We start from the raw sequence: 25,861 nt of genomic DNA, 5'->3' as shown, positions 1-25,861 counted from the left end.
CCGGAGTTAATATGCAAATCAGTCAGGTTGAATGCTTTCCGCTGAAAATTGCCGCTGACCAGATCTATCTGGGCGGCAACGCCACTGGCGATGAAGCGGATTATTATTATCGCCCTGAATACCGCTGCGTCTATTCCCGCAAGATGGAAACCTGCCTGGTAAAGATTACCACCCGCGACGGCCACGTCGGCTGGGGCGAGGCGCTGGCACCAGTGGTGCCGCAGGTGATTGCTGAACTGATCATCCAGCTGTTCAGGCCGTTAATTATCGGTCGATCGCCGTTCGATAGCGCCGTGCTGAATTCACGCATGTACGATGCGATGCGCGATCGCGGCCATATCACGGGCTACCATATTGATGCGCTGGCCGCCGTAGATATCGCTCTGTGGGATCTTAAAGGCCAGATCCTCAATTTGCCGGTGTATCAGCTGCTCGGGGGAGCCTACCGCGAGACCATTCCTTGCTATGTCTCCGGCTTGCCGGAACCGGATCTGGAATCCCGCGCTGTGCTGGCCAGACGCTGGCAGGAAAAGGGGTTCAGCGCCTTTAAACTGGCATTGGGTTATGGCGTCAGCGAAGACATCCACAATGTAAAAGTTATCCGTGAAGCGCTCGGCCCGGAAGCACAACTGTTCGTTGATGCCCACTGGAATTACAGCGTTACTGAAGCGAGTGAACTCGCACAGCGCCTGCATGCGCTTGGTGTTGGCTTCCTTGAAGCGCCGCTGCTGCCAGAAGATGTTGCCGGTCATCGTGAACTGCGCGCCAAAAGCCCGATAGCCATTGCGCTGGGTGAAACGGAACGCACCCGCTACCAGTTTAAGCCGCTGATTGAGCAACGCGCCGCAGATATTCTGCAACCTGATGTTGGCCGTACCGGGATCAGTGAACTGATGCATATCGCCGCGCTGGCGGAAACCTGGAACCTGCGTGTAGCGCCTCATCTGAGCGTAGGCCAGGGCCCGTGCATCGCCGCCTCAATCCATGCCGCTGCCGCAATACCTAACCTGTTCATGCTTGAGTACCAGCCTCCGGTTTTCAACGTCGCTAATCAGTTACTTAAACAGCCGCTGGTCTGTGAACAAGGCGCATATCAGTTGCCACGGGGAGCTGGACTGGGGATTGAAATCGATGAAGAGGGTCTACGTAAACATCTGACGGAGGCAACATGTTAAAAGGTAACGTGCCTATTCTGGCCACCGCGTTTACTGAACAAGGCGAGCTGGATCTTGCCTCGGTTGAACGCCTGGTCCACTTTCTGTTGCAGCAGAGCGTTGATGGGCTGGCGCTGTTTGGCAATGCTTCTGAAGGTTATGCCCTGACGCAGGATGAGAAGCAGGCGCTTTTTTACTGCGTCAAAAAACAGGTCGGCGATTTGCCGCTGGTGGCGGCGGCGGGCGGTGCCTCTTCAGCCGTCGCAATTGATGAGATCAACCGGGTACAGCGTTGGGGTGCCGATATCGCTATGGTTAATCCACCCGCCGTGGTTAAACCCGGTCCGGAAGAGCTCTACCGCTTCTGGCGGGATATCAGTCAGGCCTGCAGCATCGATATCATGATTCAGGATGCACCGCTGATGACCGGTGTGACCATGCCGGTAACGACGCTGGTTCGTGTTTGCGAAGATTTCCCGACCATCAAGTACATCAAAGTTGAGCAGCCACCGACGACGCTAAAAATCAGCGCACTGAAACAGGCATTAGGCGATCGGGTCGGCCTGTTTGGCGGCCTGAATGCCGGCTTTCTGTTTGAAGAACTCTGCCGGGGGATAACCGGCACGATGCCGGCCTGCGAATTCCCGGACGTGATTAATACCATTCTTCACTACTGGCATCAGGATCGAAAAGCAGCCCAGAGCCATTTTTACCGTTACCTGCCCTTTCTTCGCTACGGTGTCCAGCCCGGTATCGGCGTGGCTATTCATAAAACCGTGCTGCACCGGGCAGGGATTTTTAGCAGTGATTACGTCCGCGAACCGGCAAAAAGTCTGGATGAGATTACCCGTCTGGAGCTGAAGGAACTGACCGATGCGCTGCCGCTGGCGGTACTGGAGAGGCAGGCATGAACTATATCGCGGTCGACTGGGGCACCAGTAATTTTCGGGCGCTGAGCGTACGAGATGGCAGGATGATCAAAACGGTCGAGGCGGACTGCGGGGTCGGTAAATGCCAGCGCGATGCCTTGCCGTTAATATTGCAGCAGCAACTGTTACGGCTCGGCGAGGCTTATGATGAACAGCTGCCGGTTATATTGTGCGGCATGATTGGCAGCAATATCGGCCTCGCTGACGCGGGATATCTCAGTTTACCGCTTAGCTTCAGCGCGCTTTTCGGTAAAGGCCAGCCGCTGCCGGGGATCATCCCGAACCCGGTGAGTCTGCGCCCGGGTATCTGTGACCGACGGGTGAATGAAATATGCCGCGGGGAAGAGATGCAACTGGCCGGCGGGTTGATGCTCTCTGCTGCGCAGAACTTTGCCGCTGTCGGCACCCACAGTAAGTGGCTCCGAGTCGATCGTCAGCAGCAGCAGGTGACCCGATTACAAACGCTGATGACCGGTGAGCTGTATGCGCTATTGCTTAACCACTCGGTGCTGGGCAAGGGGTTGCCTGAACAATGCTGGTCACATCAAGCCTTTCTAAGCGGTATTGAAACGGCGCAGAGAATTCAGCATCAGCAAACCGATTTGATTAGCGAGCTTTTCCGCTGTCGGGGGCGTTATATCCTTAAGGCCCTCGCGGCAGAGGCGGCAGCGGCATGGCTATCCGGGTTACTGATTGGCCATGAACTTTTATCCGGGGCGACTGACCCGGAGACGATCTGTTTTATCGGCAGTGAAAGCCTGTTAGCGCATTACCGGCTGGCCTGTGAGGCGCTAAATCAGCCGGCAGAATTTCTGCCTGCGGAAACCGCCCTGATAGCCGGACTGAATGAGGTGTTCCGCCATGGCTATTAACTCACAGGTTATCGCTATATTACGCGGCATTCGTCCGGAAGAGGTTAATCACCATATCCGCTGCCTGCTGGATAATGACATCAGCCAGATAGAAATCACCACTAACTCGCCTGACTGGCAATCCAGTATTCAGGCAGCGGTTAAGCACTTCGGTCCTCACCTGAATATTGGCGCAGGAACGGTGGTTAATCGCCGCCAGGTCGATGAAAGCCTGGCCGCCGGAGCCCGGTTTATTCTCACACCCAATCTTGATCCGCAGCTGATAGCCGAAGCGAAAAAGCAGGGATTAACGGTGTATGCCGGAGTGTTTAGCGCCAGTGAAATTTTCCTTGCTGCCGGACTGGGCGTGGAGGTGATGAAAATATTTCCGGCCTGTGCATTGCCGGTTAATTATCCGCAACTGATCAAAGGCCCGCTTTCTCAGGCGGTACGGTTTTCAGCGGTCGGCGGGATAACGGCCGATAATGCGGCTGACTATCTGGTTCACTATGACAGTGTCGGGATAGGTTCGTCGTTGTACAGGCCCGGGCAGTCGGTTGCCGAAACGGCGAAGCGCTGTAAATTATTGATTTAATATAGTCATTGGTTCGCCACTGATTTTTTTCGCGGCAGATATCAGGTACAAACTTAACATCTCAACGTCCATCTTTTCACTGTTGATATTGGATAAGGCGATGGCCGCTGGCATGCCGGGGATATTACATGCCAGTCGGTAATCATGCTGACCATAGGCTTTGGCGAACACCTGATGGCGGCGTGCCTGTTCAATATCATTTTTCAGCAGCCGATAATCATGAATACCGATTTGGCTGATAATTTCCTCATCACTCATCGCTGATAATAATTTGATGCCAATCACCGAGTCATGCACCGGATAGGATTGATAATTCCCGATAGCACGGGCAATACTTTCTCCTCCGCGTGTATGGATGATATAGACCACATTGGTGCCGCTCAGGACGCCGATAACAATAGAAATAGCCGGGTTGCCGCTCTCTTCCAGAATGCCGATCACCGCATTATAAAACGCTGAGTTGTGGATAGCGTAGGCCGAGAGACGATGGATACCGATGCCGAGGCTGTATTTGCGCCGCGCATCGCGATGCACCATATCCAGCGCCAGCAGCGTTTTCATCAGGCGCGTTATTTTGGCCGAGTCGAGCGACAGTTCACGTCCCATTTCACGAATGCCCTGCGGCCGGCTCGCTGAAGCGAGCAGCTCCAGGCAGCGGAAAGCGTCATAGACGGTACTGTTCATAATGAGTTCCGGGTCCGGGCGTGATTCATGCCGTTATTCTCCAGCCTTTACTGACGCAAGCAACCCGCAATGGTCAGATCTGGAACCTGTTTCAAATGCTGAGAGGAATGGGGATTTTTAAAGCTGGTTCTGTGAGGAGCAGGTTAGCACCTGACCTGGCCAGGGGATATTTATCTGTTTCTTTCCGACAGGTTTCGACTAAATGGGTCAGGTTAGTTGCCTTAAATGAATGGCAGGAGAGCGATAACGCGTGCACGCTCATTGAGCAATGAATCATCATTAGCTATTGGAATGGCAGCAGGCCGAAGAAAGGAGAAATCTGAAGGCAAAAGAAACGACATGACTGACCGGCGATGGGATTCAATACTCCCTTCGCGGTCTGCAACATCAGATGAACCACGAATCATTGCCCCGCCATCATCAGTTAAAAATAAGTGTACAGGCACAGCCATTTTTAATGCTTCTTGCTGTTGATTAGTCGTATAACCATTTACCAGCTTTTGCTGATTCAATCAGCATTCCGATAGTTAAATCGGGCACCGCAATGGGGTTAGGCTTGTTGAACGGGTTCCAGAAAATTGGTTCATCAGGATAATAATTTTCAATCCTGAAGCTTCCCCTGGTGACCTGAAACTCGGTGAAAAACTCATCCATTAGCTCTTCGGCTTCGCCCACATCCAACTGCATATCCGTATCTAAGTCGGTTTCGGGTGTAAGTAATCTTTGCTTGTTCTCATTGTTGAATAAGTAAAAACCGTTATGCCGTTTGGCTAAAGCAAAAATGCGTTGTCCAATGTCCTCTACCATAATTTATCACTACCTCGCGCTATACGATTGTAATCACGTATGGAGACGTAAGTTATTTGCGTTATATCTGCAATTAAAATCACCTCACCGATGAGAGGAATAGTCCGACCTGTAAAAGCGCTCAATTTTGAGACCATTCTTCGTTTAGCTGTCCATGGGGTGTATCCACCAACCCATGTCGGTAACTTTATACCAAATGGAAATTTGGCAGACTTAAAATATTTCCGCATCGTTTTGGAAATACGTGAAGTTCCTGCTTTAGCGCCTTTTGGTTTAGTACGGGTTTTCTGATCGTTAATACCACTGTAAAGCGCGACCACGGCTAGCAGATCATCAATTCCAAAGTGGTCTGCCGTGGTTTCACAGAAAATAACAAACAGTATTCTGAGACGTTATGGTTGGATACCCTGAATAAAACCAGCTTCATTTAGTACTTGTGGCGTATACGAACCAAAATTCTTATAAGCCTGTGTGGGAATTTTTTAGGTAATCCAGAAGGCATCCGCATAAAAGAATCGTTAATGCTTGTTGTGGTGCTGAGAGGTTGTAATTGAATATCTCATTACAACCCTTCATCTCTTGCCGGATGCTTCAGCGCTAAAAGTGAGCTTAAGCATCTGTAATCAAAATCCTTCAGGTCCGTACATTCCAGTCATCTGTGTACTGCACATTGCCATCAACATAACGCCAGGTGATTTTGTCGTACATGAGGGAAACAGATTCCATATGGTTAATCTGTAAATTACCGGTCATTTTGGTATTTGGCATCCCCGGATTAATACCCGTAATTTTCACTCCCTCCATAGTCATAATAAAATAGCACTCTTCCTGCCCCGCATAATTAATCCGATACCAACGAATTTCGGCGCTTTTCAGCGTCTGTCCTGTTGCGACAGCCTTGTAAAGATAAGGGCTGGCACTATCGAATTCTTTTTCAATCATCATTGGCGAGTGTGAGCGCTTACCGGTAATTTTACCGTTAGCACTGTCTACCGGAATGTTCAGGCCGTGACTAAAGCCAACAATTTCAATACTTCCTTCACGATCTTTAACGTCTACAGATCCCTTGATGTCAGCGCCGCCGTCATCTTTAAGCCACATATACGCGGGAATAGGCATTTTACAAACTCCTTTTGAATGTCATTTTCTTGGTGATTAAGCTGTAGCAGGCAATCGTCAATAGCAGGTTTAAGACTACCAATGTCGCCAGAGTAAATGCTGAAAACACCTCTTCATCTGGAAAAAAAGCGTGATAAGGCAGGCAACGGAACAGTATCCAAAAAATGCATGTGAACGTGAATATCTTTGCTAACCGGCGTAATGTTGAAAAAGCCCACTCTTCAGGAAGACGAGCCAGCTCAATATTATGCGTCACGCCCTTAAAAACAGAGAGAACCACGCTCATGACAGGAACACTGATCAGTGTATTTATTAAGAGACTAAAGTAAACCCGTAACGCTTCCCAGGACTCCGGATCAGGCTCACCCAGAATGAAATGGGTAAATCTCTCTGCGCTTTGAAAATCAAATAATGCCGTTATAGCATCAACTAAACCATCATAGGGAACCACTTTAGCCACGATCAGCATAATTGCAGTAAACAGCACTATTTTGATAAAAAGATTAAGGACATGTTTTGCCATTGGCAATTACCTCAATCGTTCCGTAGGCCATTAGTTGCTTCATACAAGGAACCGCTATCTTTTGCGTTCTCAGTAATGCGTTACGTAACATGGCATAATCAGAGTCATGCGGAAGCGTAATACACCCTTCGGATAGTGCGCCCGGATGCAAACGAAAGTTACCTCGCTTGACGTTCTCTACCCATGTGTAATCATCGATCGTCCCATCATCCCGCCATATTGCGAACCATTCGGAATGCCTGAACGTAGCGCCACTGGCAAAGTGGTTATAAATATCCCTGACACCGGCATTTAATTGTGATTTGAGCCCTCCCTGAGGACGGTCAACAATCCAGTATTTTCCTGCTGGTACCGGCCCCTCTCCGGAAATCATTCCACAGGCTCCACGATTGCGGTAAGCGCCATTGCCAGAGAACGCTAAGAACGTTCCCACGCCCGGAAAGAATAAGGGTGAGTAGTAAGCATCATTAATTACAAACTTTCCATGTAGCGCCATAAGCATCCCTTATTCAGGCTAGTTGATTGATAATGCTACAGGCGATTTTCCAACCTTTATAGGGAAAATCAGATTCATTACAAAGTTAATGAGGACAAAAGGGGTGTAGATTTACAATAATTATTACAAGGTTGTTATAACTAAATCCCTTTGTTTAATATTCTGAAGATAATGTTACTTTCATTATCTTCATCCGGGACAACCACTCCATATAAGAGCGTTTATATAAATTATTTTTCAGGGAGAGATCGAGGAGTGATTGCGATGATTATCATATTTCGCAATTAAGCAAGGGCATGTCATTCGAACCAATAATATTTACAGTAAACTTTCATGGTAGCCGGTTCAGGAAACTGTGGCAGATGGGCCTGCGACAGGCCAGTAGCGGTAAGTAATAAAAGTAAGGTGTCAGACAAAGAGTCTGACGCAACGTCGTGCCTGTATTCTGACAGGCTTGTCTTTGTCGGCCAGCCGCTATGATGACGTCCGGCTGTGGTTGTTCATTTATTCGGGCACATTCTGAACTTGTGCTGTAGCTCAGACACTTTGGCTAACGCCGCGTCTGGCGGCACCCCAACCTTATCTGGCCGATAGAATTTTGAGATGGATACGCGCTCCCGCGATCGCGAATCAGGTGCCTGACTAATACCCAAACCCGGTACGGTTGAGAACATATGCAGCACGCTGAGTGACTGACGTGCGCCCATTGAATCTCCTCGTTTTTAAGAGCATGATCGCAATAATTTTTCACTGCTTACCCTCGATTATGACCTCAGGTAAAACGCTGCAAGCCGCTATTTCCGATGTTGCTGTATGGCGCAAAGGTGACCAATGCGCACCGCACAAGCCTCTTTTGCTCCTCTACGTCTTATCTCAATACAGGAAAGGACATTCCCGACTATTTGATTACGGCAATGAGATTCACGAACCGTTAACCCGATTACTGATCGAGTTTGGCCCTAAAAGACGGGATTACTACCCGAATATGCCTTTCTGGCGCTTAAGGACTGATGGATTCTGGACGCTGGAAAACAGCGAGAGTTGCAAACCGCGTAAAGGCAACATCCAGCCGACAAAACGAGAGTTAATCGAAAATCAGGTTGCCGGTGGGTTTGATGAAGACAGCTTCCAGACTCTGCAAAAAAATCCAACCCTAATCGATAAACTGGCACAGCAGATTCTGACTGATCGCTTTCCGGAAAGCCTGCAGATAAAGCTGGCCGAACTGTTGGGCTTCGATTTAGTTACGCTGATGAGAGCACGCGACCCTCGCTTTCGTGACATGATTTTACGGGCTTACCATTCGCAATGTGCTATCTGTGGATATGATTTAAGACTGGACGGAGCTTTGGTTGGGCTGGAGGCTGCGCATATACGCTGGAAGCAATATGGCGGACCTTGTGAAGTTAATAACGGGCTGGCGCTCTGCTCCGTACACCACTCTGCATTCGACAAGGGTGCCATCGGCATTGATGAAGATCTCAGGATTCAGATATCAGGTGGAATCAACCGTAGCCCGATGGTGGATCAGCTTTTCTGGTCACTTGAGGGGCAAAGACTTCATCTGCCTAAAGATAAAGTACTGTGGCCTGCTGATCAGTTTATTGAGTGGCATCAGACGCAGGTGTTTAAGGCCTGAGTGGAATAAGAGATCCAGCATTCGATATAAAGCAGGATAACTATTTCAGGATATTCAGTGTGTCATAAGCCTAACAGATTAAATGAACCTCAATTTATCCCGATGATAAATGTGGTCAGACATTAAAGATCCATTTTGTTCAGGGAATGGGCAACTGGCGCATTAACTTTGCATCAAAGTGGTATAACGTTGACTTCAACGATAGCGTTTCTTTCCGGTCAGGCAATATGGCGCTGGCCTGCAAAGAGGGAAATGTGGTCAACAGTGAAGAAAGCCGGGCAACTGATGTGCTGGTTGAAGTGATCGCATCATGATATTTAACCGCTCCCGATGCGATGTCGGGAGCGGTTACTCATTCAGACGACTTTCTGTTTACCGGCAATGACCTGAATAAACTCCTGCACCTGCTTTTGTTTCCTCGCCGACAGCCTGCACACCTGGCGCATCGACTGCATCAGTTCACTGTCGTTATGCCGGGCGGTGAGCACAATACAACCTTCCATTACCTTTACATCTACTGCTGTGCCAGTGGCAAAACCGGCAGCTTCCAGCCATTGTCCTTTCATTGTGATGGCGGGTATCCGGCTGTAATCCGGATAGCGGCTTGCATAGCTAACGGTTAATTGCCGGTTATCTGCAGGAGAGACTTCTGGTTCAGTCGGTTGTGCAATAGAATGGGCGTCAGTCATGATTACTATTCCTTTTCAATAGTGATTGTGATTAGCGGCGCGGGTGTGTTGGCGCACATCCGCGCCGCGCTAAATACCTGTATATATCATCAGGAAAAAGAAGAAAAGTCCAGCTAAAAACAGTGTGAAATAAGTAAGTTATAAAATCATTTTAATATAAATCGTAAATTTTATCTGGCGGGAAATAATAAGAAGCGCACCAGTAATGTGCGCAATAAATACTAATCAAGATTTTTTACGCGTGTTTTTTTACCTGAGCTGGCTGCACGTTCGGCTTTGATTTTCTCCAGTAGCGCGGCGGCGCTGTTTTCACCGCTGATTAATTCCGGATTCTCAGCACGCCACTGCGCGGTTAGTTCACCACGGAATGCTTTCGCCAGAATGGATTGAGTGAGATTGTCGACACGGGCCAGCGCGTTGTTAACCTGTTTTTCAATGGTGTCAGCGTATGCGAAGAGCTGTTCGACTCGGCGGACGATTTCATGTTGTTCTTCTGCTGAGGGTAACTTTAATGAATATGATTTAATATCTTTGATATTAAGATGTTTGATGAGGGTCCCACTATCAAGAGTGTCTATATAAGTTCGGAACTGAGGTGACCTAAAGTAAATGAACAAAAATGGTAAAACATCATAATTAACGTCGGATATAAAAGCGCTAATGCGTTGATTTAATAATATCACCTCATCACTGTTATTTAATATACAAACCCGCCCTAAGAACTCATCTTTAAGCGATTGAGCTGTAAGGTTCATCAACAAAACGCCGTTTTTTAAAGATAACTCCGGCCTTTTTATAGCCCAATCATTTGGTAAGTAAGTTGTATTTTTTTCAGTCCATATTACTTGCCCTGACTTATGGAGATTACCTGGACGCAATAATTTTACACCATTTTTCTGATAGTCAGTGCTTGGAAAGGATTTGCCATTAATAATTTTAACTAAATCTTCAACTTTCGTGAGCACCCAATTTTTAGTATCGGAATTAGTTAATTTTCCTTCAACAGCCACACTCAACACCGCCTGACGAAAACGTTTCAGGATTTTTGGGATTTGCTCAAGACGTGCTTTGGTGCTGTCTACCTGCGCCAGCAGCGTATCAAGTTTTTCAGCGATGATCTTTTGTTCTGATATCGGCGGGAATTTAAATGGCGCTTGAGAAAACTTGCTCTTGTTTACAATTGCAATTGTGGTAGCCGCTGATTGAGACTCTAACCATGGTTTTAATGTCAAAATTTGGTAATAAACAAATTTAACATTTATTTTTCCTGACGGAATCAATGCATTTATTTGTTGATTGGATGCTGATCTTCTAAAGGTAATACCAACTTTTCCTAAATTTCCAATACAAGTGACAACAATTGAATTGGCAGGGAGTTCTGGTACAAGAGTTAACCCTTCATCAGTCAAAGTATCGACGGTTGTAATTATATAGCCGCCAAGATCGAGATCGCCTGGTTTGATAAAAGGAATATCCCCACCAAAATTTGAACGTTGTTTGGTGCTGGGAGTTTTCCCAGTAACGATATGACCTAGCGCAGATAATTCACTCTCAATCCATCCCTCCGGCAATTTTCCCGCACTCATTCCTTCACCTCACCAAACGCTTCTTCCAGCAACTGACGCTGCGCATCGGCTTCATCGCTCGCACCCAGTTCACGCATCAGCGCATCCAGTTCGCCCATTGCCTGTACCAGCTCACCCATCGCTTCTGCCGCTAAAATATCCGGCTCCGGCAGGTTGTCGGCATCAATGCTGTCTTTATCTTTCAGCCAGGAGATATCCAGCGAATCAGATTTCGCCGTGCGGATCCACTCGCGGCTGAATTTGCGCCAGCGGCTGGTAGCCAGATGCTGATCGGTGTTTTTGTTCTCTTGGCTATCGGCAATTTCCGCCTCTTCAGCGTTAAAACTCCACTCACCTTCGCGACGCGGGCTTAAGCCGTGCGGGTCTTCACCATATACGCGCTCGAACGGCTGTAAATGATCGTCGGTAAACGGCGTGCGTTTGCCGAAACTCGGCATATTGGTTCGCAGATCGTACACCCACACGTCATCGGTACAGTTCTTATCCTGTGTCGGCTTCGCCACTGTGCCTTTGGTGAAAAAGAGCACGTTAGTCTTCACGCCCTGGGCATAAAAAATACCGGTCGGCAGGCGCAGAATGGTATGCAGATGGCACTTGTCCATCAGATCACGACGTATCTCGGTGCCTTTACCGCCTTCGAATAACACGTTATCCGGCACCACTACCGCCGCACGTCCGCCGGGGAGCAGGGTTTCAACAATGTGCTGCATAAAGCACAGCTGCTTGTTGCTGGTCGGGTGAACAAAGGTGCGGGTGATGTTAGTGCCCGCAGCGCTGCCAAACGGTGGGTTGGTGGCGACCACATGCGCCATCGGCAGTGTTTCACCATCGCTACCCAGCGTGTTACCCAGACGGATAGCGCCACCGTGGTCGAGGTTGCCTTCAATATCGTGCAGCAGGCAATTCATCAGCGCCAGGCGACGGGTTCCAGGCACCAGTTCCAGGCCAACAAAGGCGCGATGGATCTGGAAATCCTGCGTGTCGTTATCAAGGTCATCCAGATCGTTGGTCTGCGACTTAACGTAGCGGTCGGCTTCAATCAGAAAGCCCGCCGTACCCGCAGCCGGATCCTGTACAACCTCACGCGGCTGCGGTTTCAGCAGGTGGATAATGGTTTTGATCAGCGGACGCGGGGTGAAGTACTGACCGGCACCAGACTTGGTTTCGTTCGCATTCTTCTGCAACAGCCCTTCGTACATATCGCCGAAGTCATCGCGGGATTTGCCGTGCGTGCCGTTGTACCAGTCCAGCGAATCCATGTTGCTGACCAGCTCGGTTAACTGTTTAGGCTGGGTAATGGTGGTATTCACGTTCTGGAACACCGCCTGCACCAGTTTTTGGTTATCGGCACCCAGATGCACCAGCAGGTTACGGTAGAACTGCAGCTGATCCTGGCCGATGCGGGATTTCAGATCATCCCAGCGATAGCCTTCCGGCAAGTAGTCTGCTTCCTGGCCAGTCTCTTTACACATTTTCAAAAACAGCAGCGAGGCGAGTTCATTAACGTAGTTTTGATAGGAGACGCCGCCGTCGCGCAGGTTGTCGCACAGCTTCCACAGCTTCGCGACCAGATCGTTATTATTCATAGAGTATTCCGTAAATAAACAGCGGCCCTATTCAGGGCCGCAGAAGAAGACATTGCCGGGGATGATAACGCGTTAAGCAGGCTCGTCCCAGATGTAATCGCTGAACTTATCGAGCAGATTGTCGAGATCATCATCGAAGGTTTTTTGCAGCATTGTCTTGCCGCCACGACGATGAAAATTGCCCGTTTTGAAGACGTCGTCGTCAAGCACCACCTTCTCTTTCAGCGCAGTGGCCAAACGATCGAGCCAGGTCAGTTGCTCACTGTTCCAGTCGTTTTCGCCTTTGATGCGCTCCAGCGCATGATCGACGCGCTCATCGAACGGCTTCAGCGCATCACCCACCGCTGCACGGCGGATATGGCCAATCAGCCGGGCGGCGATATCCTGATTGCGCGTCTCTTTCCACGCTTTGCGCAGGGAAGATTCCTCGAAGTGCTGGCGATCAAACCACTCCTGCAGTTCGACCAGCCCTTTGCGGGTGAGGTCGCGCGGACGATTGATCACCGCCTGTAAGGCTGGCAGCGCATTCGAAGAACGTTGCACCAGCGAATCAAAAGCTTCGAGAAAATCCTGCGGCGTGTCGTAATCCCCATAGAGCGATTTTACGCTCACCACTTCATCGTCAATGTCGAGGAAGATTGGCGCATCATTCAGGTTGTTAATGTCTGCTTTCAGCTTCTCCAGACGGGCAATAAAGCCTGGCAGTTTGTTGAAGACTTCGGCACTCCAGTGCGCTCCTTTATCGCGCAGGCAAGAGGCAAAGCCATTAAAATTAACGCCTGCCGCGTCCTGGCATAGCTCATCCAGACGACGCACCTGCTTATCTACTGTTTCGCTGCGGTCACGGTTAAACGTGGCCAAGCCGATGATACGCTGGAGCTTGGCAACCAGCTGTTCATGGCTGTGATCGGCGAAGCTGCGACCATCCGCCTCAATGGTTTTGTAGGTCTCGGAATCGGTGATTTCATTGACCAGCGTTTGCAGTTCAACCTGAGGACGGACAACCACCGGGCGCATGGTATCGACACTTTCCAGCGAGCTATAGATATCGACACAGTCGAAAATCTTAAAGCTGGTTTTCGCCACTGCCGGACACAGACGCGTCGCACGGCCCTTCATCTGCTCGTACAAAATGCGGCTGCGTACCTTACGCAGGAAAACGATATTACAGATCGATGGAATATCCACACCGGTGGTCAGCAGATCGACGGTCACGACAATATTAGGCAGCCGCTCTTTGTTAAAGCGGGTGATCATGGTCTGCACTTTGCGCGCATCTTTATCGGCATCACCGGTAATCTTGATAATCGCGTCGTGTTCCAGCTGCGGATACTTTTTCTTAAATGCGGTACGCAGCTCTTCCACTACCATATCGGCATGCGCATTGGTGACGCAGAACACCAGCGTTTTTTGTAGTCCTGTGGGGTCGAGGTAGTTAGTGAGTTCATTACATACGGCGCGGTTAAACGCGGGAATAATCAGGTTGCGGTTAAAGTCGGCGACCTCAAAATCCTGTTCGTCTTCCAGAGTGTCGTTAATTACTTCACCCTGCGAGCTGATACGCTCGACCTGCTCACCCTGAGCAAGATAAACGCCATCCTGTGCGTTGCGGGTCGTGATCTGAATCGGCGGATCCTGGTCGATCAGATAACCATCAATTACCGCGGTACGGTAGGTGTAGCGGTAAACCGGATCACCGAAGATCTGCACTGTATGCAGAGCGGGCGTGGCGGTCAGCGCAACCTTTATTGCATCAAAATGGTCGAGAATACGGCGATAGGCAGAAACATAATCAAGCTGGCTGCGGAATTGCAACTCACCTTCGGTCTGCTCTTTATCGAGAATGTAGCCGCGATGTGCTTCATCCACGACGATACAATCGTAACGGCCAACCGGCATCGGTTCATCCGATTGCAGGGTGCGTTTAACCAGCGACTGAACCGTGGCAACGTGAATTTTAGTGCTGTCTTCGGGGAATTTATCCGTCAGCCCTTTGATATCAAAGATGCTGTTAAAGGTGTCGCCGTTAATACGCGTATCGTCAAATGCACCAAGCGCCTGCTCACCGAGAGAACGTCGATCAACCAGGAAGAGAATGCGCTTAAAACGTTGTGACTGGATAAGACGGAACATCAGGGCGATCGCGGTACGGGTTTTACCAGTACCGGTCGCCATCGCCAGCAGGATCTCTTGCTGCCCGTTTACGATGGCATTTTCGACCGCCCGAACGGCATCTTCCTGATAGTAGCGCAGGCCCAGTTCGCTCATTCCTGGATTTTCAGCAAACCACTGATTTTGTCTGTGCGGATCGCTACCGAGCATATCTAGCAGTTCTTCCGGACGATGCCACTCCGGCAATGCTTTTGACATGTTAGTAGTATGTCGGACGTCATGATACCAGATGCCGCTTTTGGTCTTCATTGCCGCGCGGTATTCGCGCCCGTTGGTGGAGTAGCAGAAGGGAATTTTAAAGCTCTGTTCGCCGCTGGTATCCTGCCAGCTGATTTCATACACCGGTACCGCTTCGTTCACGTCGTCGGGAGCGTACTCCTCCAGCAACGTATCGCGTAAGAATGCATTATCGAAGTATTTACTGTAGCGATATGACTCATTGAGTTTGGCGGGAACATCGATATTTTTACGCTTCGCTTCAACTACCGCGATAGGCTTGAGACCGACGAACAAAACATAGTCCGCAAAGCCCTGCTTACCCGTTTCATCTTTACCGGTGGGCCATTCAGCAATAGCTTTATTGACACCCGGTTCCGGACGTACGCCTTCAGAGAAGCGTAAAGCTTTGCTATCGGCCTGCCAGCCTGCTTTACGCAGCTGTGCATCAATCAGGAAGCGACTCTCTTCTTCACTGAGGTCAAGCGTACGCTTGATGGCCTGATCGGTGATTTCTTTTTGATATGCCTTACGTTCCTGTTCGGTCTGTTTCGCCAGCTCCGCATTTTTCTCGGCTAACTGGGCTTCCAGCGCCGCAAGCCGTGCTCGCGTTTGTGCTTCGGTTTCCTGCTGCTTACCTTCAAGAATAGCGATATAGCCGTTCAGGCTAATCAGCTTCTGCTGCTGTACTTCCAGTTCTGACTGACTCTGCGCTTTTTCCCGTACCTGCTGTTCAAGCTGCTGTTTCAGCGTCAGCACTTCCTGGTGATAAAGATTTTCTCCACGTTCCGGTAAAGCAAAAACAGGCACCGGAAAGTCATAATTTTTGGTGACCAGACGGTAGTACCAGACACCCAAACGGAAGCCGAGCCGCAGGCACATCTGGGCGTCATCAAGATCGTTATGGTATTCATGCACCGCCTGATTACCAATACGGCGCAATTTGTGGAATACAGAAAGGATCGTGTCATCAACAAAGGCGATTTTGCCTAGCTCACGCAGAAGATCGTGTTGATTATCGCAGGGAGGAATGCCCAGCAGCAGGCCAAGATGTTTGGCCGTCGCTTCGCCAAACATACGCATTTTTACCAGCGTGGTGTTGGGATCGTCCGGGTAATTGTTTTCCGCCGCGCAGGCGATAGCATAGGTGAAATCATTGATGCCTTTCAGGAACTCAAAATTGGATTTAGTCATCAGCAGTATCAATCCATCACTGTGCAGGCCTGTCCATACATTAGACCTGTAACTCTGTATCTTAACTTTTCATATTGTTTTGAACAATGGCCAACATCACTGCAACACGCTAATTCTTACCGATTAGTCTAATAAAATCAGAATGCACGTTTTCCATTTAGCCATATTCAGCAAATCCAAGGCATGAAAGGGATTATCTACCAGATTTTAGTGCCGTATAGCGATTGTAGCTTTTTTCTTTAAGAGCAGGTGGCGTCAGGTTTGCCATATTCTGCAAACCAGATGCAAAGCAAGGGCCTGTAGCAAATCAGAGTTATACTCGAATCTACCAATTGTATTTTTGATTTTTATACAGGTAATAACATCCTGAGCTATGCTACCTGTTCCACAGCGCTTTATGTATTTTTCCTGTCTGGTGATAATCAGACACCAGATCAATAAACTCTTTAAAATCCTTGTTCTCTACAACCAGACGGTTGACAGATTGCCAGTCAATACTGGTTCGCTCCCGCGCCGGAATAAGAGTTTGACTATTACCGGGATCTTGCGGATTGAGCAGGATCTCGCCAATACCATGCAGTGCACATAGCATCTGCAGCTCTTTTTCAACACTACGTTGCTTATCTTCGTTTATTTCGGTCGCAATCAGATAGCCGAAATGAGCCCAGCTTGAATTACTCACTGCCTGGAAGAAATACTCCCTGACATTGCTGCGGTTAAGCTGGCGTTTTACTTCAAATGACCACAAACGCGTCAAACGCCCTTCGTTATAGCGTACGCAGTTTTGCACAACGCTATCCCACCCCTTATCAAGGGGCTGTAAGGCAACGATGTCAGGGTAAAGCCAATGGTTTGCTCCAGGTCCTTTATTATTGCCTGAACGTTTCTCATCGATACGACGGCAAAGTAGTTCTTCTTCTTCAGAAAGATATTCAATCAGAAGCGGATAAAGCGCATGCTCGGAAAAACTTACTGTCTCAGTAGAGGGAGTCGGAGCGATATCAAAAGATGATTCTTGTTGCACACTATTATCAATTTCCTTACCCCAGTAAAATAGCCTGGGTCGCGGCTTGTCACGTGTCATAACCTGAGGATACATCGCTTTAGCCTGAACAGTTCTGGTCCCACCTATTTCAGCTGCTATTTGACTTAAGAAATCTTCATCACTGGCAAAACGAGGATTTTGACGTTTACTGGCAAGCTCTGCGCTGTATCGATCGATGATCTTCTGGGCAAGCTGACGGGCTGTGAATTGTTCATCAGGATTGGCCTGAAGAATATTAATAATCATCTGCGGGCGACTCGTCATGGCTCCTGCCTTGATATAAGAATAAGAACACGGATTTTAAGATGTCACAGTGTAAAACTCCCTGATGCTCAAACCAAGATCTCAATACGTGGTCTTGTGGCTTGTTGCCCTTTCAACGGGGAGCAGGTCAGTTGTCGGGCTTATTGACGGACTGATATGTCGCGACTTACGGCGATTTGAGGCAGCTCCTGAGTCCGGGATTGTTTATCACTGCGCCAGGCGTATGATTTCATGCAGCTTAATAGCAAGGGGATTGGTGTGGCTGGCGGTGCCGTTTTTTTGTACCAGAGAGTGTGTTTATATCAGCGGCGGCAGCGATTGGACTGATAGTATCCATTACAGACGGATCTTTTAAAAAAATACGTGTGATGCAATCATTCCCAGCCTGACTGAAACAAACAGTCCGGGATTTACCAGTGCGCTATCTACAGCTATCGTTGGCAACATTTTTGCTGCGATAGACATTGTACATTGACTTTCCACTCGCCAGATAGTTTACTTTTTTTATTATAGTTACACCCTGAGTGAATCTATGCCATCAAAAATAAACTGGCTGTTGCAAAACACCTCTCCAGGAAGCGTGGTTTTGCAATCCTGGCTAACCCGGAACAACATATCCCCTTCTCTGGCCTTTAAATACGCGCAAAGCGGCTGGCTGAAAAAACTGCGGGCTGGCGTTTATGCGCGCGCAGGACGTGAACCGGACTGGAGTGATGCGCTATGGAGTCTGCAAAGCCAGCTTGAGGCGCCAGTGCATCTGGCCGGACTGAGCAGCCTCTCCTGGCAGGGACGTTCCCATTACCTGCAACTTAAGCAGAGTCAATGCTGGCTTAGCGCTGAAACCAAAACGATATTGCCCAAATGGTTTAAAGAATTTCCCGGCGTTGAATGGCTAATAGTATCAGCCCTGAAGCTTCCTCAACTGGATGAGAAGTTCCGAACCGAGCTTGACGTTAAAGGAAAAAAATTAACCGCCAGCGTACCAGAGCTGGCAGCCTATGAGCTGTTAAGCGCAGTTCCTCAGGAAATCTCATTTGAGCATGCTGCCGAGCTTTTTCAGGGACTGGTCAATCTTAATCCACGTAAAGTGGAAAAGCTGCTTACGCTCAGCCAGTCCGTACAAACCAAGCGCTTGTATCTGTTTTTCGCCAGTTTCTATGAGCATGCATGGTTCAAACGCGTGGATACCAGCAAAATCGAACTGGGATCGGGTAACCGACAGGTCGTTGTTAATGGCAAGCTGGACACGCAATACCAGATTACTGTGCCCGAAAATTTTACCAGGAAGGGAATAAGCCATGGATAAAACCTCCCCCTACTACCGCCAGGTCGCCCTGCTGGTGCGAGCATTGCCCTATGTCGCTAACGAGACCTGTTTTGCACTGAAAGGGGGAACCGCGATCAACTTATTTATTCGCGATTTTCCCAGATTGTCCGTTGATATCGATCTGGCTTATATCCCACTGGAAAACAGAGAGGTCGCCTTACCCAACGTGCGGGAAGCGCTAACCCGCATCGCCACTGAACTGGAAACACAAGCCGGAATCAGTGCAGTGCTGCAAACCCATAATCCCGATGAGATGCGTATCATAGTCACTACGGACGACGCGCAAATCAAAATCGAAGTTTCACCAGTTGCCCGGGGGACATTGTATCTACCGCAAGAACACGATGTCGTAGAAGCCGTGGAGGAAGAGTTTGGTTTTGCCGCGATCCCGGTAGTCTCACTGCCTGACTTATATGGCGGAAAGCTATGTGCTGCGTTAGATCGCCAGCATCCCAGAGACTTCTACGATGTTAAAATGCTCTTAGATACACAAGGAATTGACCGCGCAATATTCAATGGTTTTATCGCTTATTTACTTAGCCATAATCGTCCATTGTCTGAAGTGCTTAGCCCACGCTGGAAGGATATTACTGAACCCTTTCAAAATGAATTCAGCGGTATGACCCTTGAGGAGGTCTCACTGGAAGCGCTGAGAGAGGTCCCGGAAAGAATGCTAAGCGCGCTGAAAGCGCATTTCACTCAACAGGATTTCGACTTCCTGATGTCATTTAAACGCGGGGAGCCTGACTGGAATTTAGCACCAGAACCCCACATTCAGAATTTGCCAGCCGTTCAATGGAAGCTGCGAAATATAGGACGGATGAAGGAGGAAAAACGCGCGCAGTCGCTGGATAAACTGGAAAAGGTCATGACAGAATGGCTAAGCTAGTTTACTTTTTTTATTATAGTCACACCAATAGTGAAACTATATTATTTTTTATAAACCAGCAAAGCCCTGCCAGGATAAATTCCCCTCCGATACTTAAAAATAAGGTTGCTGTTGGCCTCACAGGCGATCTGGTTTGTCAGGACCTGCGGAGTTTTGATGCAGGCCATGAGTCCGTGTTTGTTTATCATCATGCCAGGCAGTAACGGGTGTAGGGGTAAGTTTTTCTCTTGCAAAAGTATACATTGGTGCCAGGAACGGTAGGTAGTTGAACTGAGGATATCTACAGCGGCTGGGGCATTCAGAAAGTATAAGTGACCGCCCAAGAATCAAGAAATCATTCAGATGAATTATTATATTGAGTCTGTAGCATCTTACTTAATAACTTACATTCCTGAGGCCGAGGTATCATTTTCCCAAAAGTAATAAAGAAAAGGAACATAACCACAGCAACTGTGTATAATATCAAATGCCCCCAAAAAGGAATATATGCATTCCTATAAGCAGGTAATAGAAAAGATAAAATGGCCAGACACAAAAACTGGAGCGAAAACAAAGCATACATACCATTCTCAAACCAGAAAGAAAACCCTTTATTAAACACAAGAACATCATCTTTAATCAGTAAAAAAGTTCTGAATTTTTTGAAGAAACTGATAGGGATTAGATTCCTATGCTTTACGTAAAGCCGCAGAATAATTTTTTGGCTGGCAACATCAGAAATTCCAGTCATGCGATAGCTGGTTATTCTCTTAATATCCTCTTTGATGCAGATATTCACTTCATACGATAGCTTGTGGCTATCCAGAAGGCGCTGCAATTCATTTAACTTAGAATTCCTGACTTCGTTAACAAATGCGATAATTCCTCGTATTTTCCAGATAACAAGAGCCAGTGGCCCCGCAATAAAAATAAAGATAATAACCTGCTTTATCTCCAATGCTCCACTTGACACAGCAGCAGCGATCCATCCATTCACTATATCCAGTATTTTATCCATAACCTATTCCAAAAATAATGAGATCCTATATAAGGATAAAACAGCCCCACATAAAATTGGTAGTCGTATTTTCCATTTCAGGCTGAAAACATTGAGGGCATAACGGATAAGCGCATTGATACGCTGATTGATGACTTTTTTATCATTCATGGCACGGAGCTGAGCAGCCTGCTCAGGATGAAGTACAGCCAGTTTGAACGGAATGACTCAACACATGCACCGGGCGTTATCGAAGGCGCGAACGATGCCGACACGCTGTACCGTAGATATGTCCTTAACCTTATTAAGCAGTGGACGGGTGGTAAACCAGCCGCTGATGTTTCGTGATGACGTGCTGAGCGTGAGCGGTGCGCATTCTTTTCAGGGAAGCCAGAACCGATAGCAGCAAGCATAAACTTTTCTGAGCGGCAGACACAGAAACTCACCGAAGCCCGGCCCGTGCCGGGCTTTTTCACGCCTGCTGCGTGAGTGCATGTCTATGCCGCATGAAAACGTATGAGTCTCAGGCATCCAGGAACGGCTGGCAAGGCCAGCAGCGGCGCAGCTCAGAGCTAATCATGCAGGTGCATGAAAACCGCTGCATAAAGCGGGCAGGCGTGGCGGGGCTACGAGAGCGCGTAAGGCAGAGAATGATAATTAAAATCAATGTTATGATCTCACCAAATTTATTCAAATGCTGCGTCGGTCACACACAATAACTCATCAATAGTGGATATTACTTAAGTAACTACAAAGGAGAGTGTATGCGCGATAAATTTATTGATGCGATTCATAATCGTTCTAAAATCCAATTAACTTTTTATTCAAAGGAAGATGACGCGACAATCACGCGATTAACCGCTCCTATGGACTTCGGTCCTAGTCGTAGGGCATATGATAAAAGTGATAGATTTCATTTTTGGGATTATGAAAGTGATAAAAAAAATCATGTTCTTAGTTTGCTACCTGAGGCCATTGAATCTTTAATGGTCATCGATCAAGACTTTCAACCGCGAGAGTTTGTAAGCTGGACGCCCAACTGGTTTATTGCCAGAGACTGGGGTCAATACTCTTAATTACATGAGGCTACAATCGTAGCCTCATATTTTTTCTCATGTATATGCTTACACCCCCCCCAGCATTATAAAGCCCCTAAACCTCAACTCAAACACCTCAAAAATACGCATAAGCACCTGATTAAAAAATCATTTCATTATTTAACGCCATATTAACATTGGATTTTTTATATGCAAATGTCAATAAAAGTAATTGGTCTCCAGGTAAATTGAGTTATGCTTGCGCGTAATTTATTAGCTTCAAATAATGTTTTTTATTAAGAATTTAAATGATTGAAAAACCAAGTTTCCTGATATTTTTATAGTTATTTAAACGCAGATAGTCGGGCTAAGCAACGGTACTACCTCACAAGGATTGAAGTAATCCTGAAATTAATAAATTGCTCATGCAACTAAGAATGTAAATAAAAACAATTCTTTCTTACAGTTACCCACGTAGGGGATAAGATGGAGACATGTAAATAAAAATCATAGGATCGACAAATCAGTTAAAGTAATAATAAACATAATGATACTTCAATAGATTTTAGGTTCCGAAAAATAATTAACAAAAAAATTAAAAAGGAGCACACAATAGCGCTCCAATTTCATTATGATTTCACAGATTGGTTACAATATGGATGGGTAAGTTGAACATTTTCAGCACTACCGTTCCCACCTTCTCTAACTCTTACGATATGATCATATGATACTGATTTTTCCGTATCTATATATCCATTACATATAGGGAATTTAATAGCATGTTGTAGAGCAGTATCAATAAAAACTTTACTTTTCTGCTCATCATTTATTTTAACAGAAGTTCTTTTGAAATCTCCTAAAATTATTCTGCCCTCTAATTCAGCAAGCTCAACCAACTTACCTTCATTGATGTCTACACCATTTTTTAGAGCAATAATTAAACAATTTAGAAAATCTGAATATTTTGATACCCGGTAATTACTCCCAGCCTTTTGAATGATGATTGCAATCAGATCTTTGTATTCAATCATTGTCTTTTCGAGCTTTTCTCTAACAGCTGTTATATCTTTAAAGAATTGGGAATTATTATTTGAAAGATGCTTAGCTACAAGCTGTGCTGTACCCAAAAACATTGGCGTTGAATGTATCCCTGTTGGCCCATAAAAATAAATTGCGGGATGCAATCCTAAACTGCCATCACCATTTCCTGTCACTCTGTTGATGAGATATGTTGCCTTGGTTAATAAACGTAACGAATCTTGCCCATAAACATCATCTGGATAGTCTTCAATACGTTTAAGAACGCCATTCTGTGTACAGTCCGTAATGATAAGGAAATCTTTTAAAACTTGGATTGCAGTCCTTACACCACGAGACCCTCCTAATGGAAGGTCTAATGTTTTGATCGGTTTTTCCACTTCAGGCTCAAATAACATTCTATGGAGCTTTGCAGAATTCTCTTCAAGCTTTTGGGTTATTTCTTCATCAAAGTCTGACCAATAGCGATGTCCCCTACCAGCTCTGATAATAGCCCTTGTTGTGATAGGAACACTTTTTTTACGGTTCTTCAATAGCATTTCTTCAATAGGATCTAAAGGAGTTCCTTTCATATTTATATTAAAAAATGAAGTTTCGGCCTTATCTACATCACCCACTACCCACTGAACAGAAATGCCACGAGAAGTGAGTACAGCAATTCTCCGCTCTTGCTCGTCAGTTAAAGATGAGTTATCGACGAGCAATTTTTGATAGTAATCCCAACTTCCAACTCGATCTTTAACTAATTTCCGAGTTCTCTCAGCAGCCCTTCGCTGTTCACGAGGAATATCATGCCCAAACAACTGATGCGAAATATGACCGTCTCCATAATCGTCTTCAACCCATGCTCTAAGAGCACTTAATCTGTGGCCACCATCTATAACAAATAAACTTGTAGCGGAACGCCAAAGAATAACTGAAGGGATTAGGTCGCCATTAATGTAGCATTCAAGTAAAGAGACAACTTGTTCAGGACTCCAGTGGTTAGTTTCTCTTTGAAAATCGGGTTTTTTCAATAACGCCGCTATTCCGTTACCACTTTTTAATTCTCTTGCAGGTATACTGGCAAAGGTTTCATATGAGCTTTTATTAACATCTTTCAAAGCCAGATCAGAACGTTTGATCAATGCATCTAAATTTACAAGATTAGAGCGGGCACCCATGATTTTTTCCTTATCGCATGGTTTTGCTCATTATAACGCCATTTTAGGTGAGCTTGATACAGCTTCCACAAGCTACGCTTATGTTTAGTATTGTGATGCTTAGTATTTAGCAAAAGAAGCCATAAAGCTCCATTGGTGGTACTACCAACAAGTGGAGTGTAGCAACATCATCTGTCAAAGTGATCATAACAAATCAGGATAACCGCGTATCATTAAGATCGTGGCTGAAACGCTGGTAGAGCCCGCATTTCGTGTGCAGGTACGTTTCCATCATAAACCTGCTAGGGGCATAGAGCCGCACATCGACTTAAATGAGTACGATCAAACTGTTTTGGGAAGATTTAGAGACGTGGGCTGCGTTATAGCTTTTAAGTTGAAACTATATTTGTTTGAAGCTTGGAACTACACGCCGCTATGAGATAGTATTTCCTACTCAGCAACTACTAATAACTACAGCAGCAATTTTTGATAAGAATTCATATGATTTCTTACATGCAAAAGAGATAGATTTTTTTATCTAACTCCTTAAAAAGTAAGAAAATTAGTTTTTGAATGCCGAAGGCCGGAATCGAACCGGCACGCCTCGCGGCGGTTGATTTTGAATCAACTGCGTCTACCGATTTCGCCACTTCGGCACTGAAGAGGATGCGGAAAACGTTGTGGATTATACCGTTACCCCCTGTTTCCGCAACCCTTATCAGCAGGCGAATGTGCAACTGCTGAAAAAACCGTCTCTTGGGTTATCAGGTTCACCTGCTTAACCCGAAACAGCCTTCACGTCCGTGACCAGCGTGGGCAGATCCCAGGTGCCGCCCGCATGGATGTAACGACACATGCCGGTTCCGCCTTCATAGCTTTTGCGGAAAGCCTTGCCGTCCCACACCCAGCTTTCCTGGCTCATGCAGTCACCAATACCGCGGCCTTTCTGCACACTGGTAATCTCACCCTTGTCATAATCAGACCCGGAAATCGTCACCAGCACTGGCGTGCCTTTGAGTTGGTTATCGATGACCCAGTAGCCATATCCTTCGTTGTAAGCAGCACGCCAGCAGAGCGCCGAAAGCAAAGCGTGGCTGTCATCCAGTGGCGTAAGCGTGAGTCCGTCAGTTTCCGGATCGCTGTTTTCTGCAGGTGAATACAGGCTGTCGCACGTGTCATCGTCATTGTGGTTGACCGTAGAAAGCAGTCGGGTTTTCAGCGCTTCGATTTCTGGTGCGGTCAGCAAACGGGGTTCACCGCCGAGGGTTTTAGCCGCCTGAATAACCGGTGCGGGCACAGCCTTAGCCACGCTGCTCTCCGGTTTACTGCCCTTTTTGGTGAGCGCGCCTGGCGTGCCGATACGGCTCTGCACGTCGTCCGCTTTCAGCAGCACGGCATAAGCGCCTTCGCCGGAAAGCAGGAAAGGCTTTGTGCCGCCTTTAAATTCGACTTTACCGCTGCCTTTGACGGCGCTGATTACCGCAGAAGTCTGGCTGGCCGAAAGCCGCCAGTTATCGTCAGCCGCCACCAGATCGCCTGCTGATTTCCCGTCGATCCACAGCGTCAGCTTTTGCGCCGGTTCGCTGTCATCTTCGGTGTCGCCCAGCGTCACCTCTCCCACAGTCTCCGTTCCAGGTCCAGCGGCACGGGTGAGCAGGATAGAGCCGGAGGGATCCTCTTCTTTGGCATACCCCGCAATGCGGCAGGTCAGGGTGTTATCACAGACCACTTCCCAGTCTTTGTGCTCAAGCGTTTTTCCGCTCTGGGCGGCCTGAGCCGACAGGGAGAGTATCGCCAGCACGAAAAGCATCGGTTTACAGTTCACTTTATTCCCTTATGTTTTATTTCTGCCCGACCTGCGCGGATAGCTCCAGATTATATTGAAGAACATAAGTCGCAGTTA

At 47.4% G+C, this 25,861-nt stretch carries 21 protein-coding genes, 1 tRNA gene and 4 pseudogenes; 10 read left to right on the top strand and 16 right to left on the bottom strand.

Annotated features, from left to right (window positions below):
- Positions 1-11 precede the first annotated feature (11 nt).
- Genes ABIB18_RS07730 through ABIB18_RS07715 form a run of 4 tightly spaced genes read left to right on the top strand, consistent with a single transcriptional unit; the run spans position 12 to position 3,529 of the window.
- On the top strand, positions 12-1,175 hold the full coding sequence (locus ABIB18_RS07730) for a mandelate racemase/muconate lactonizing enzyme family protein (protein WP_354473924.1): 1,164 nt from the start codon (positions 12-14) through the stop codon (positions 1,173-1,175).
- Entirely contained in the window at positions 1,169-2,065 is an 897-nt protein-coding gene (locus ABIB18_RS07725; RefSeq protein WP_354473923.1) for a dihydrodipicolinate synthase family protein, read from the top strand. Before ABIB18_RS07730 ends, ABIB18_RS07725 begins: the two co-directional genes overlap by 7 nt.
- On the top strand, positions 2,062-2,955 hold the full coding sequence (locus ABIB18_RS07720) for a 2-dehydro-3-deoxygalactonokinase (RefSeq protein WP_354473922.1): 894 nt from the start codon (positions 2,062-2,064) through the stop codon (positions 2,953-2,955). Before ABIB18_RS07725 ends, ABIB18_RS07720 begins: the two co-directional genes overlap by 4 nt.
- Complete coding sequence (locus ABIB18_RS07715; RefSeq protein ID WP_354473921.1) at positions 2,945-3,529, top strand: beta/alpha barrel domain-containing protein; 585 nt, start codon at positions 2,945-2,947, stop codon at positions 3,527-3,529. The genes ABIB18_RS07720 and ABIB18_RS07715 overlap by 11 nt, the downstream gene beginning before the upstream one ends.
- Here the strand turns inward: ABIB18_RS07715 and ABIB18_RS07710 are convergent.
- The 7 genes and pseudogenes from ABIB18_RS07710 to ABIB18_RS07680 all read right to left on the bottom strand — a co-directional run bounded on the left by ABIB18_RS07710 (position 3,518) and on the right by ABIB18_RS07680 (position 7,158).
- Positions 3,518-4,213, bottom strand: coding sequence for a helix-turn-helix domain-containing protein (locus ABIB18_RS07710; RefSeq protein ID WP_031375794.1), 696 nt, complete (start codon positions 4,211-4,213; stop codon positions 3,518-3,520). The genes ABIB18_RS07715 and ABIB18_RS07710 overlap by 12 nt on opposite strands.
- 359 nt (positions 4,214-4,572) lie before the next feature.
- A pseudogene (locus ABIB18_RS07705) lies at positions 4,573-4,665 on the bottom strand (type VI secretion system tube protein Hcp); the annotation flags it as partial.
- 22 nt (positions 4,666-4,687) lie between these two features.
- Complete coding sequence (locus ABIB18_RS07700; protein WP_354473920.1) at positions 4,688-5,020, bottom strand: DUF1493 family protein; 333 nt, start codon at positions 5,018-5,020, stop codon at positions 4,688-4,690.
- A pseudogene (locus tag ABIB18_RS07695) lies at positions 5,014-5,416 on the bottom strand (STM2901 family protein). The gene ABIB18_RS07700 and the pseudogene ABIB18_RS07695 overlap by 7 nt, the downstream one beginning before the upstream one ends.
- Positions 5,417-5,653: 237 nt before the next feature.
- Positions 5,654-6,139, bottom strand: a complete 486-nt coding sequence (locus ABIB18_RS07690) for an Hcp family type VI secretion system effector (RefSeq protein ID WP_354473919.1) — start codon at positions 6,137-6,139, stop codon at positions 5,654-5,656.
- A 1-nt stretch (position 6,140) separates the two neighbouring features.
- Positions 6,141-6,662, bottom strand: a complete 522-nt coding sequence (locus ABIB18_RS07685) for a hypothetical protein (protein ID WP_354473918.1) — start codon at positions 6,660-6,662, stop codon at positions 6,141-6,143.
- Positions 6,643-7,158 carry a DUF2778 domain-containing protein gene (locus tag ABIB18_RS07680; protein ID WP_354473917.1) on the bottom strand — a complete coding sequence of 172 codons (516 nt, stop codon included), beginning with the start codon at positions 7,156-7,158 and terminating at the stop codon, positions 6,643-6,645. The genes ABIB18_RS07685 and ABIB18_RS07680 overlap by 20 nt, the downstream gene beginning before the upstream one ends.
- A 766-nt stretch (positions 7,159-7,924) precedes the next feature.
- On the opposite strand from ABIB18_RS07680, the gene ABIB18_RS07670 reads away from it, so the two are divergent.
- Positions 7,925-8,797 (top strand): phosphorothioated DNA-binding restriction endonuclease, encoded by an 873-nt coding sequence (locus ABIB18_RS07670; RefSeq protein WP_354473991.1) that lies wholly within the window; start codon positions 7,925-7,927, stop codon positions 8,795-8,797.
- A 113-nt stretch (positions 8,798-8,910) separates the two neighbouring features.
- Positions 8,911-9,111: pseudogene (locus ABIB18_RS07665) on the top strand (hypothetical protein); the annotation flags it as partial.
- Between the two features lie 42 nt (positions 9,112-9,153).
- On the opposite strand, the gene symE reads toward ABIB18_RS07665, so the two are convergent.
- The 5 genes from symE to ABIB18_RS07640 form a co-directional block, all read right to left on the bottom strand.
- Complete coding sequence (gene symE / locus ABIB18_RS07660; RefSeq protein ID WP_354473915.1) at positions 9,154-9,486, bottom strand: endoribonuclease SymE; 333 nt, start codon at positions 9,484-9,486, stop codon at positions 9,154-9,156.
- 221 nt (positions 9,487-9,707) lie between these two features.
- On the bottom strand, positions 9,708-11,072 hold the full coding sequence (locus tag ABIB18_RS07655) for a restriction endonuclease subunit S (protein ID WP_354473914.1): 1,365 nt from the start codon (positions 11,070-11,072) through the stop codon (positions 9,708-9,710).
- Positions 11,069-12,658, bottom strand: a complete 1,590-nt coding sequence (locus ABIB18_RS07650) for an N-6 DNA methylase (RefSeq protein ID WP_354473913.1) — start codon at positions 12,656-12,658, stop codon at positions 11,069-11,071. The genes ABIB18_RS07655 and ABIB18_RS07650 overlap by 4 nt, the downstream gene beginning before the upstream one ends.
- A gap of 72 nt (positions 12,659-12,730) precedes the next feature.
- Positions 12,731-16,240, bottom strand: coding sequence for a type I restriction-modification system endonuclease (hsdR, locus tag ABIB18_RS07645; protein ID WP_354473912.1), 3,510 nt, complete (start codon positions 16,238-16,240; stop codon positions 12,731-12,733).
- A gap of 376 nt (positions 16,241-16,616) precedes the next feature.
- Complete coding sequence (locus ABIB18_RS07640; RefSeq protein ID WP_354473911.1) at positions 16,617-17,549, bottom strand: COG2958 family protein; 933 nt, start codon at positions 17,547-17,549, stop codon at positions 16,617-16,619.
- A gap of 133 nt (positions 17,550-17,682) precedes the next feature.
- On the opposite strand from ABIB18_RS07640, the pseudogene ABIB18_RS07635 reads away from it, so the two are divergent.
- From ABIB18_RS07635 to ABIB18_RS07625, 3 genes and pseudogenes are all read left to right on the top strand, one after another.
- Positions 17,683-17,938: pseudogene (locus tag ABIB18_RS07635) on the top strand (IncC plasmid conjugative DNA transfer DtrJ family protein); the annotation flags it as partial.
- A 143-nt stretch (positions 17,939-18,081) separates the two neighbouring features.
- Positions 18,082-18,855 carry a type IV toxin-antitoxin system AbiEi family antitoxin gene (locus tag ABIB18_RS07630; RefSeq protein WP_346544505.1) on the top strand — a complete coding sequence of 258 codons (774 nt, stop codon included), beginning with the start codon at positions 18,082-18,084 and terminating at the stop codon, positions 18,853-18,855.
- Positions 18,848-19,765 (top strand): nucleotidyl transferase AbiEii/AbiGii toxin family protein, encoded by a 918-nt coding sequence (locus ABIB18_RS07625; RefSeq protein WP_354473910.1) that lies wholly within the window; start codon positions 18,848-18,850, stop codon positions 19,763-19,765. Before ABIB18_RS07630 ends, ABIB18_RS07625 begins: the two co-directional genes overlap by 8 nt.
- A gap of 334 nt (positions 19,766-20,099) precedes the next feature.
- Here the strand turns inward: ABIB18_RS07625 and ABIB18_RS07620 are convergent, their stop codons facing one another.
- Positions 20,100-20,762, bottom strand: coding sequence for a hypothetical protein (locus ABIB18_RS07620; protein ID WP_354473909.1), 663 nt, complete (start codon positions 20,760-20,762; stop codon positions 20,100-20,102).
- A gap of 743 nt (positions 20,763-21,505) precedes the next feature.
- On the opposite strand from ABIB18_RS07620, the gene ABIB18_RS07615 reads away from it, so the two are divergent.
- On the top strand, positions 21,506-21,817 hold the full coding sequence (locus ABIB18_RS07615; RefSeq protein WP_354473908.1) for a hypothetical protein: 312 nt from the start codon (positions 21,506-21,508) through the stop codon (positions 21,815-21,817).
- 590 nt (positions 21,818-22,407) lie between these two features.
- Here ABIB18_RS07615 and ABIB18_RS07610 read toward each other — a convergent pair.
- The 3 genes from ABIB18_RS07610 to ABIB18_RS07600 all read right to left on the bottom strand — a co-directional run bounded on the left by ABIB18_RS07610 (position 22,408) and on the right by ABIB18_RS07600 (position 25,768).
- Positions 22,408-23,979, bottom strand: a complete 1,572-nt coding sequence (locus ABIB18_RS07610) for a GmrSD restriction endonuclease domain-containing protein (RefSeq protein WP_354473907.1) — start codon at positions 23,977-23,979, stop codon at positions 22,408-22,410.
- Positions 23,980-24,532: 553 nt separating this feature from the next.
- Positions 24,533-24,614, bottom strand: a tRNA-Leu gene (locus ABIB18_RS07605).
- A 122-nt stretch (positions 24,615-24,736) separates the two neighbouring features.
- Positions 24,737-25,768, bottom strand: coding sequence for a DUF1176 domain-containing protein (locus tag ABIB18_RS07600; RefSeq protein ID WP_354473990.1), 1,032 nt, complete (start codon positions 25,766-25,768; stop codon positions 24,737-24,739).
- Positions 25,769-25,861 lie beyond the last annotated feature (93 nt).

Origin of the sequence: Pantoea sp. UYEF8, assembly GCF_040546285.1 — a bacterium.
In the GTDB taxonomy this organism is placed as follows: Bacteria; Pseudomonadota; Gammaproteobacteria; order Enterobacterales; family Enterobacteriaceae; genus Pantoea; species Pantoea brenneri.
Note: the sequence above shows the minus strand (reverse complement) of the source record. Positions and strands in the feature narration are given on the sequence as shown.

Coding starts and splice junctions, on each gene's coding strand:
- ABIB18_RS07670 (WP_354473991.1), top strand. CDS start 7,925: ATGACCTCAGGTAAAACGCTGCAAGCCGCTATTTCCGATGTTGCTGTA.
- ABIB18_RS07620 (WP_354473909.1), bottom strand. CDS start 20,762: ATGGATAAAATACTGGATATAGTGAATGGATGGATCGCTGCTGCTGTG.
- ABIB18_RS07710 (WP_031375794.1), bottom strand. CDS start 4,213: ATGAACAGTACCGTCTATGACGCTTTCCGCTGCCTGGAGCTGCTCGCT.
- ABIB18_RS07610 (WP_354473907.1), bottom strand. CDS start 23,979: ATGGGTGCCCGCTCTAATCTTGTAAATTTAGATGCATTGATCAAACGT.
- symE (WP_354473915.1), bottom strand. CDS start 9,486: ATGACTGACGCCCATTCTATTGCACAACCGACTGAACCAGAAGTCTCT.
- ABIB18_RS07625 (WP_354473910.1), top strand. CDS start 18,848: ATGGATAAAACCTCCCCCTACTACCGCCAGGTCGCCCTGCTGGTGCGA.
- ABIB18_RS07600 (WP_354473990.1), bottom strand. CDS start 25,768: ATGCTTTTCGTGCTGGCGATACTCTCCCTGTCGGCTCAGGCCGCCCAG.
- ABIB18_RS07725 (WP_354473923.1), top strand. CDS start 1,169: ATGTTAAAAGGTAACGTGCCTATTCTGGCCACCGCGTTTACTGAACAA.
- ABIB18_RS07630 (WP_346544505.1), top strand. CDS start 18,082: ATGCCATCAAAAATAAACTGGCTGTTGCAAAACACCTCTCCAGGAAGC.
- ABIB18_RS07715 (WP_354473921.1), top strand. CDS start 2,945: ATGGCTATTAACTCACAGGTTATCGCTATATTACGCGGCATTCGTCCG.
- ABIB18_RS07615 (WP_354473908.1), top strand. CDS start 21,506: ATGCGCGATAAATTTATTGATGCGATTCATAATCGTTCTAAAATCCAA.
- ABIB18_RS07655 (WP_354473914.1), bottom strand. CDS start 11,072: ATGAGTGCGGGAAAATTGCCGGAGGGATGGATTGAGAGTGAATTATCT.
- ABIB18_RS07690 (WP_354473919.1), bottom strand. CDS start 6,139: ATGCCTATTCCCGCGTATATGTGGCTTAAAGATGACGGCGGCGCTGAC.
- ABIB18_RS07650 (WP_354473913.1), bottom strand. CDS start 12,658: ATGAATAATAACGATCTGGTCGCGAAGCTGTGGAAGCTGTGCGACAAC.
- ABIB18_RS07700 (WP_354473920.1), bottom strand. CDS start 5,020: ATGGTAGAGGACATTGGACAACGCATTTTTGCTTTAGCCAAACGGCAT.
- ABIB18_RS07685 (WP_354473918.1), bottom strand. CDS start 6,662: ATGGCAAAACATGTCCTTAATCTTTTTATCAAAATAGTGCTGTTTACT.
- ABIB18_RS07640 (WP_354473911.1), bottom strand. CDS start 17,549: ATGACGAGTCGCCCGCAGATGATTATTAATATTCTTCAGGCCAATCCT.
- ABIB18_RS07720 (WP_354473922.1), top strand. CDS start 2,062: ATGAACTATATCGCGGTCGACTGGGGCACCAGTAATTTTCGGGCGCTG.
- ABIB18_RS07730 (WP_354473924.1), top strand. CDS start 12: ATGCAAATCAGTCAGGTTGAATGCTTTCCGCTGAAAATTGCCGCTGAC.
- ABIB18_RS07680 (WP_354473917.1), bottom strand. CDS start 7,158: ATGGCGCTACATGGAAAGTTTGTAATTAATGATGCTTACTACTCACCC.
- hsdR (WP_354473912.1), bottom strand. CDS start 16,240: ATGACTAAATCCAATTTTGAGTTCCTGAAAGGCATCAATGATTTCACC.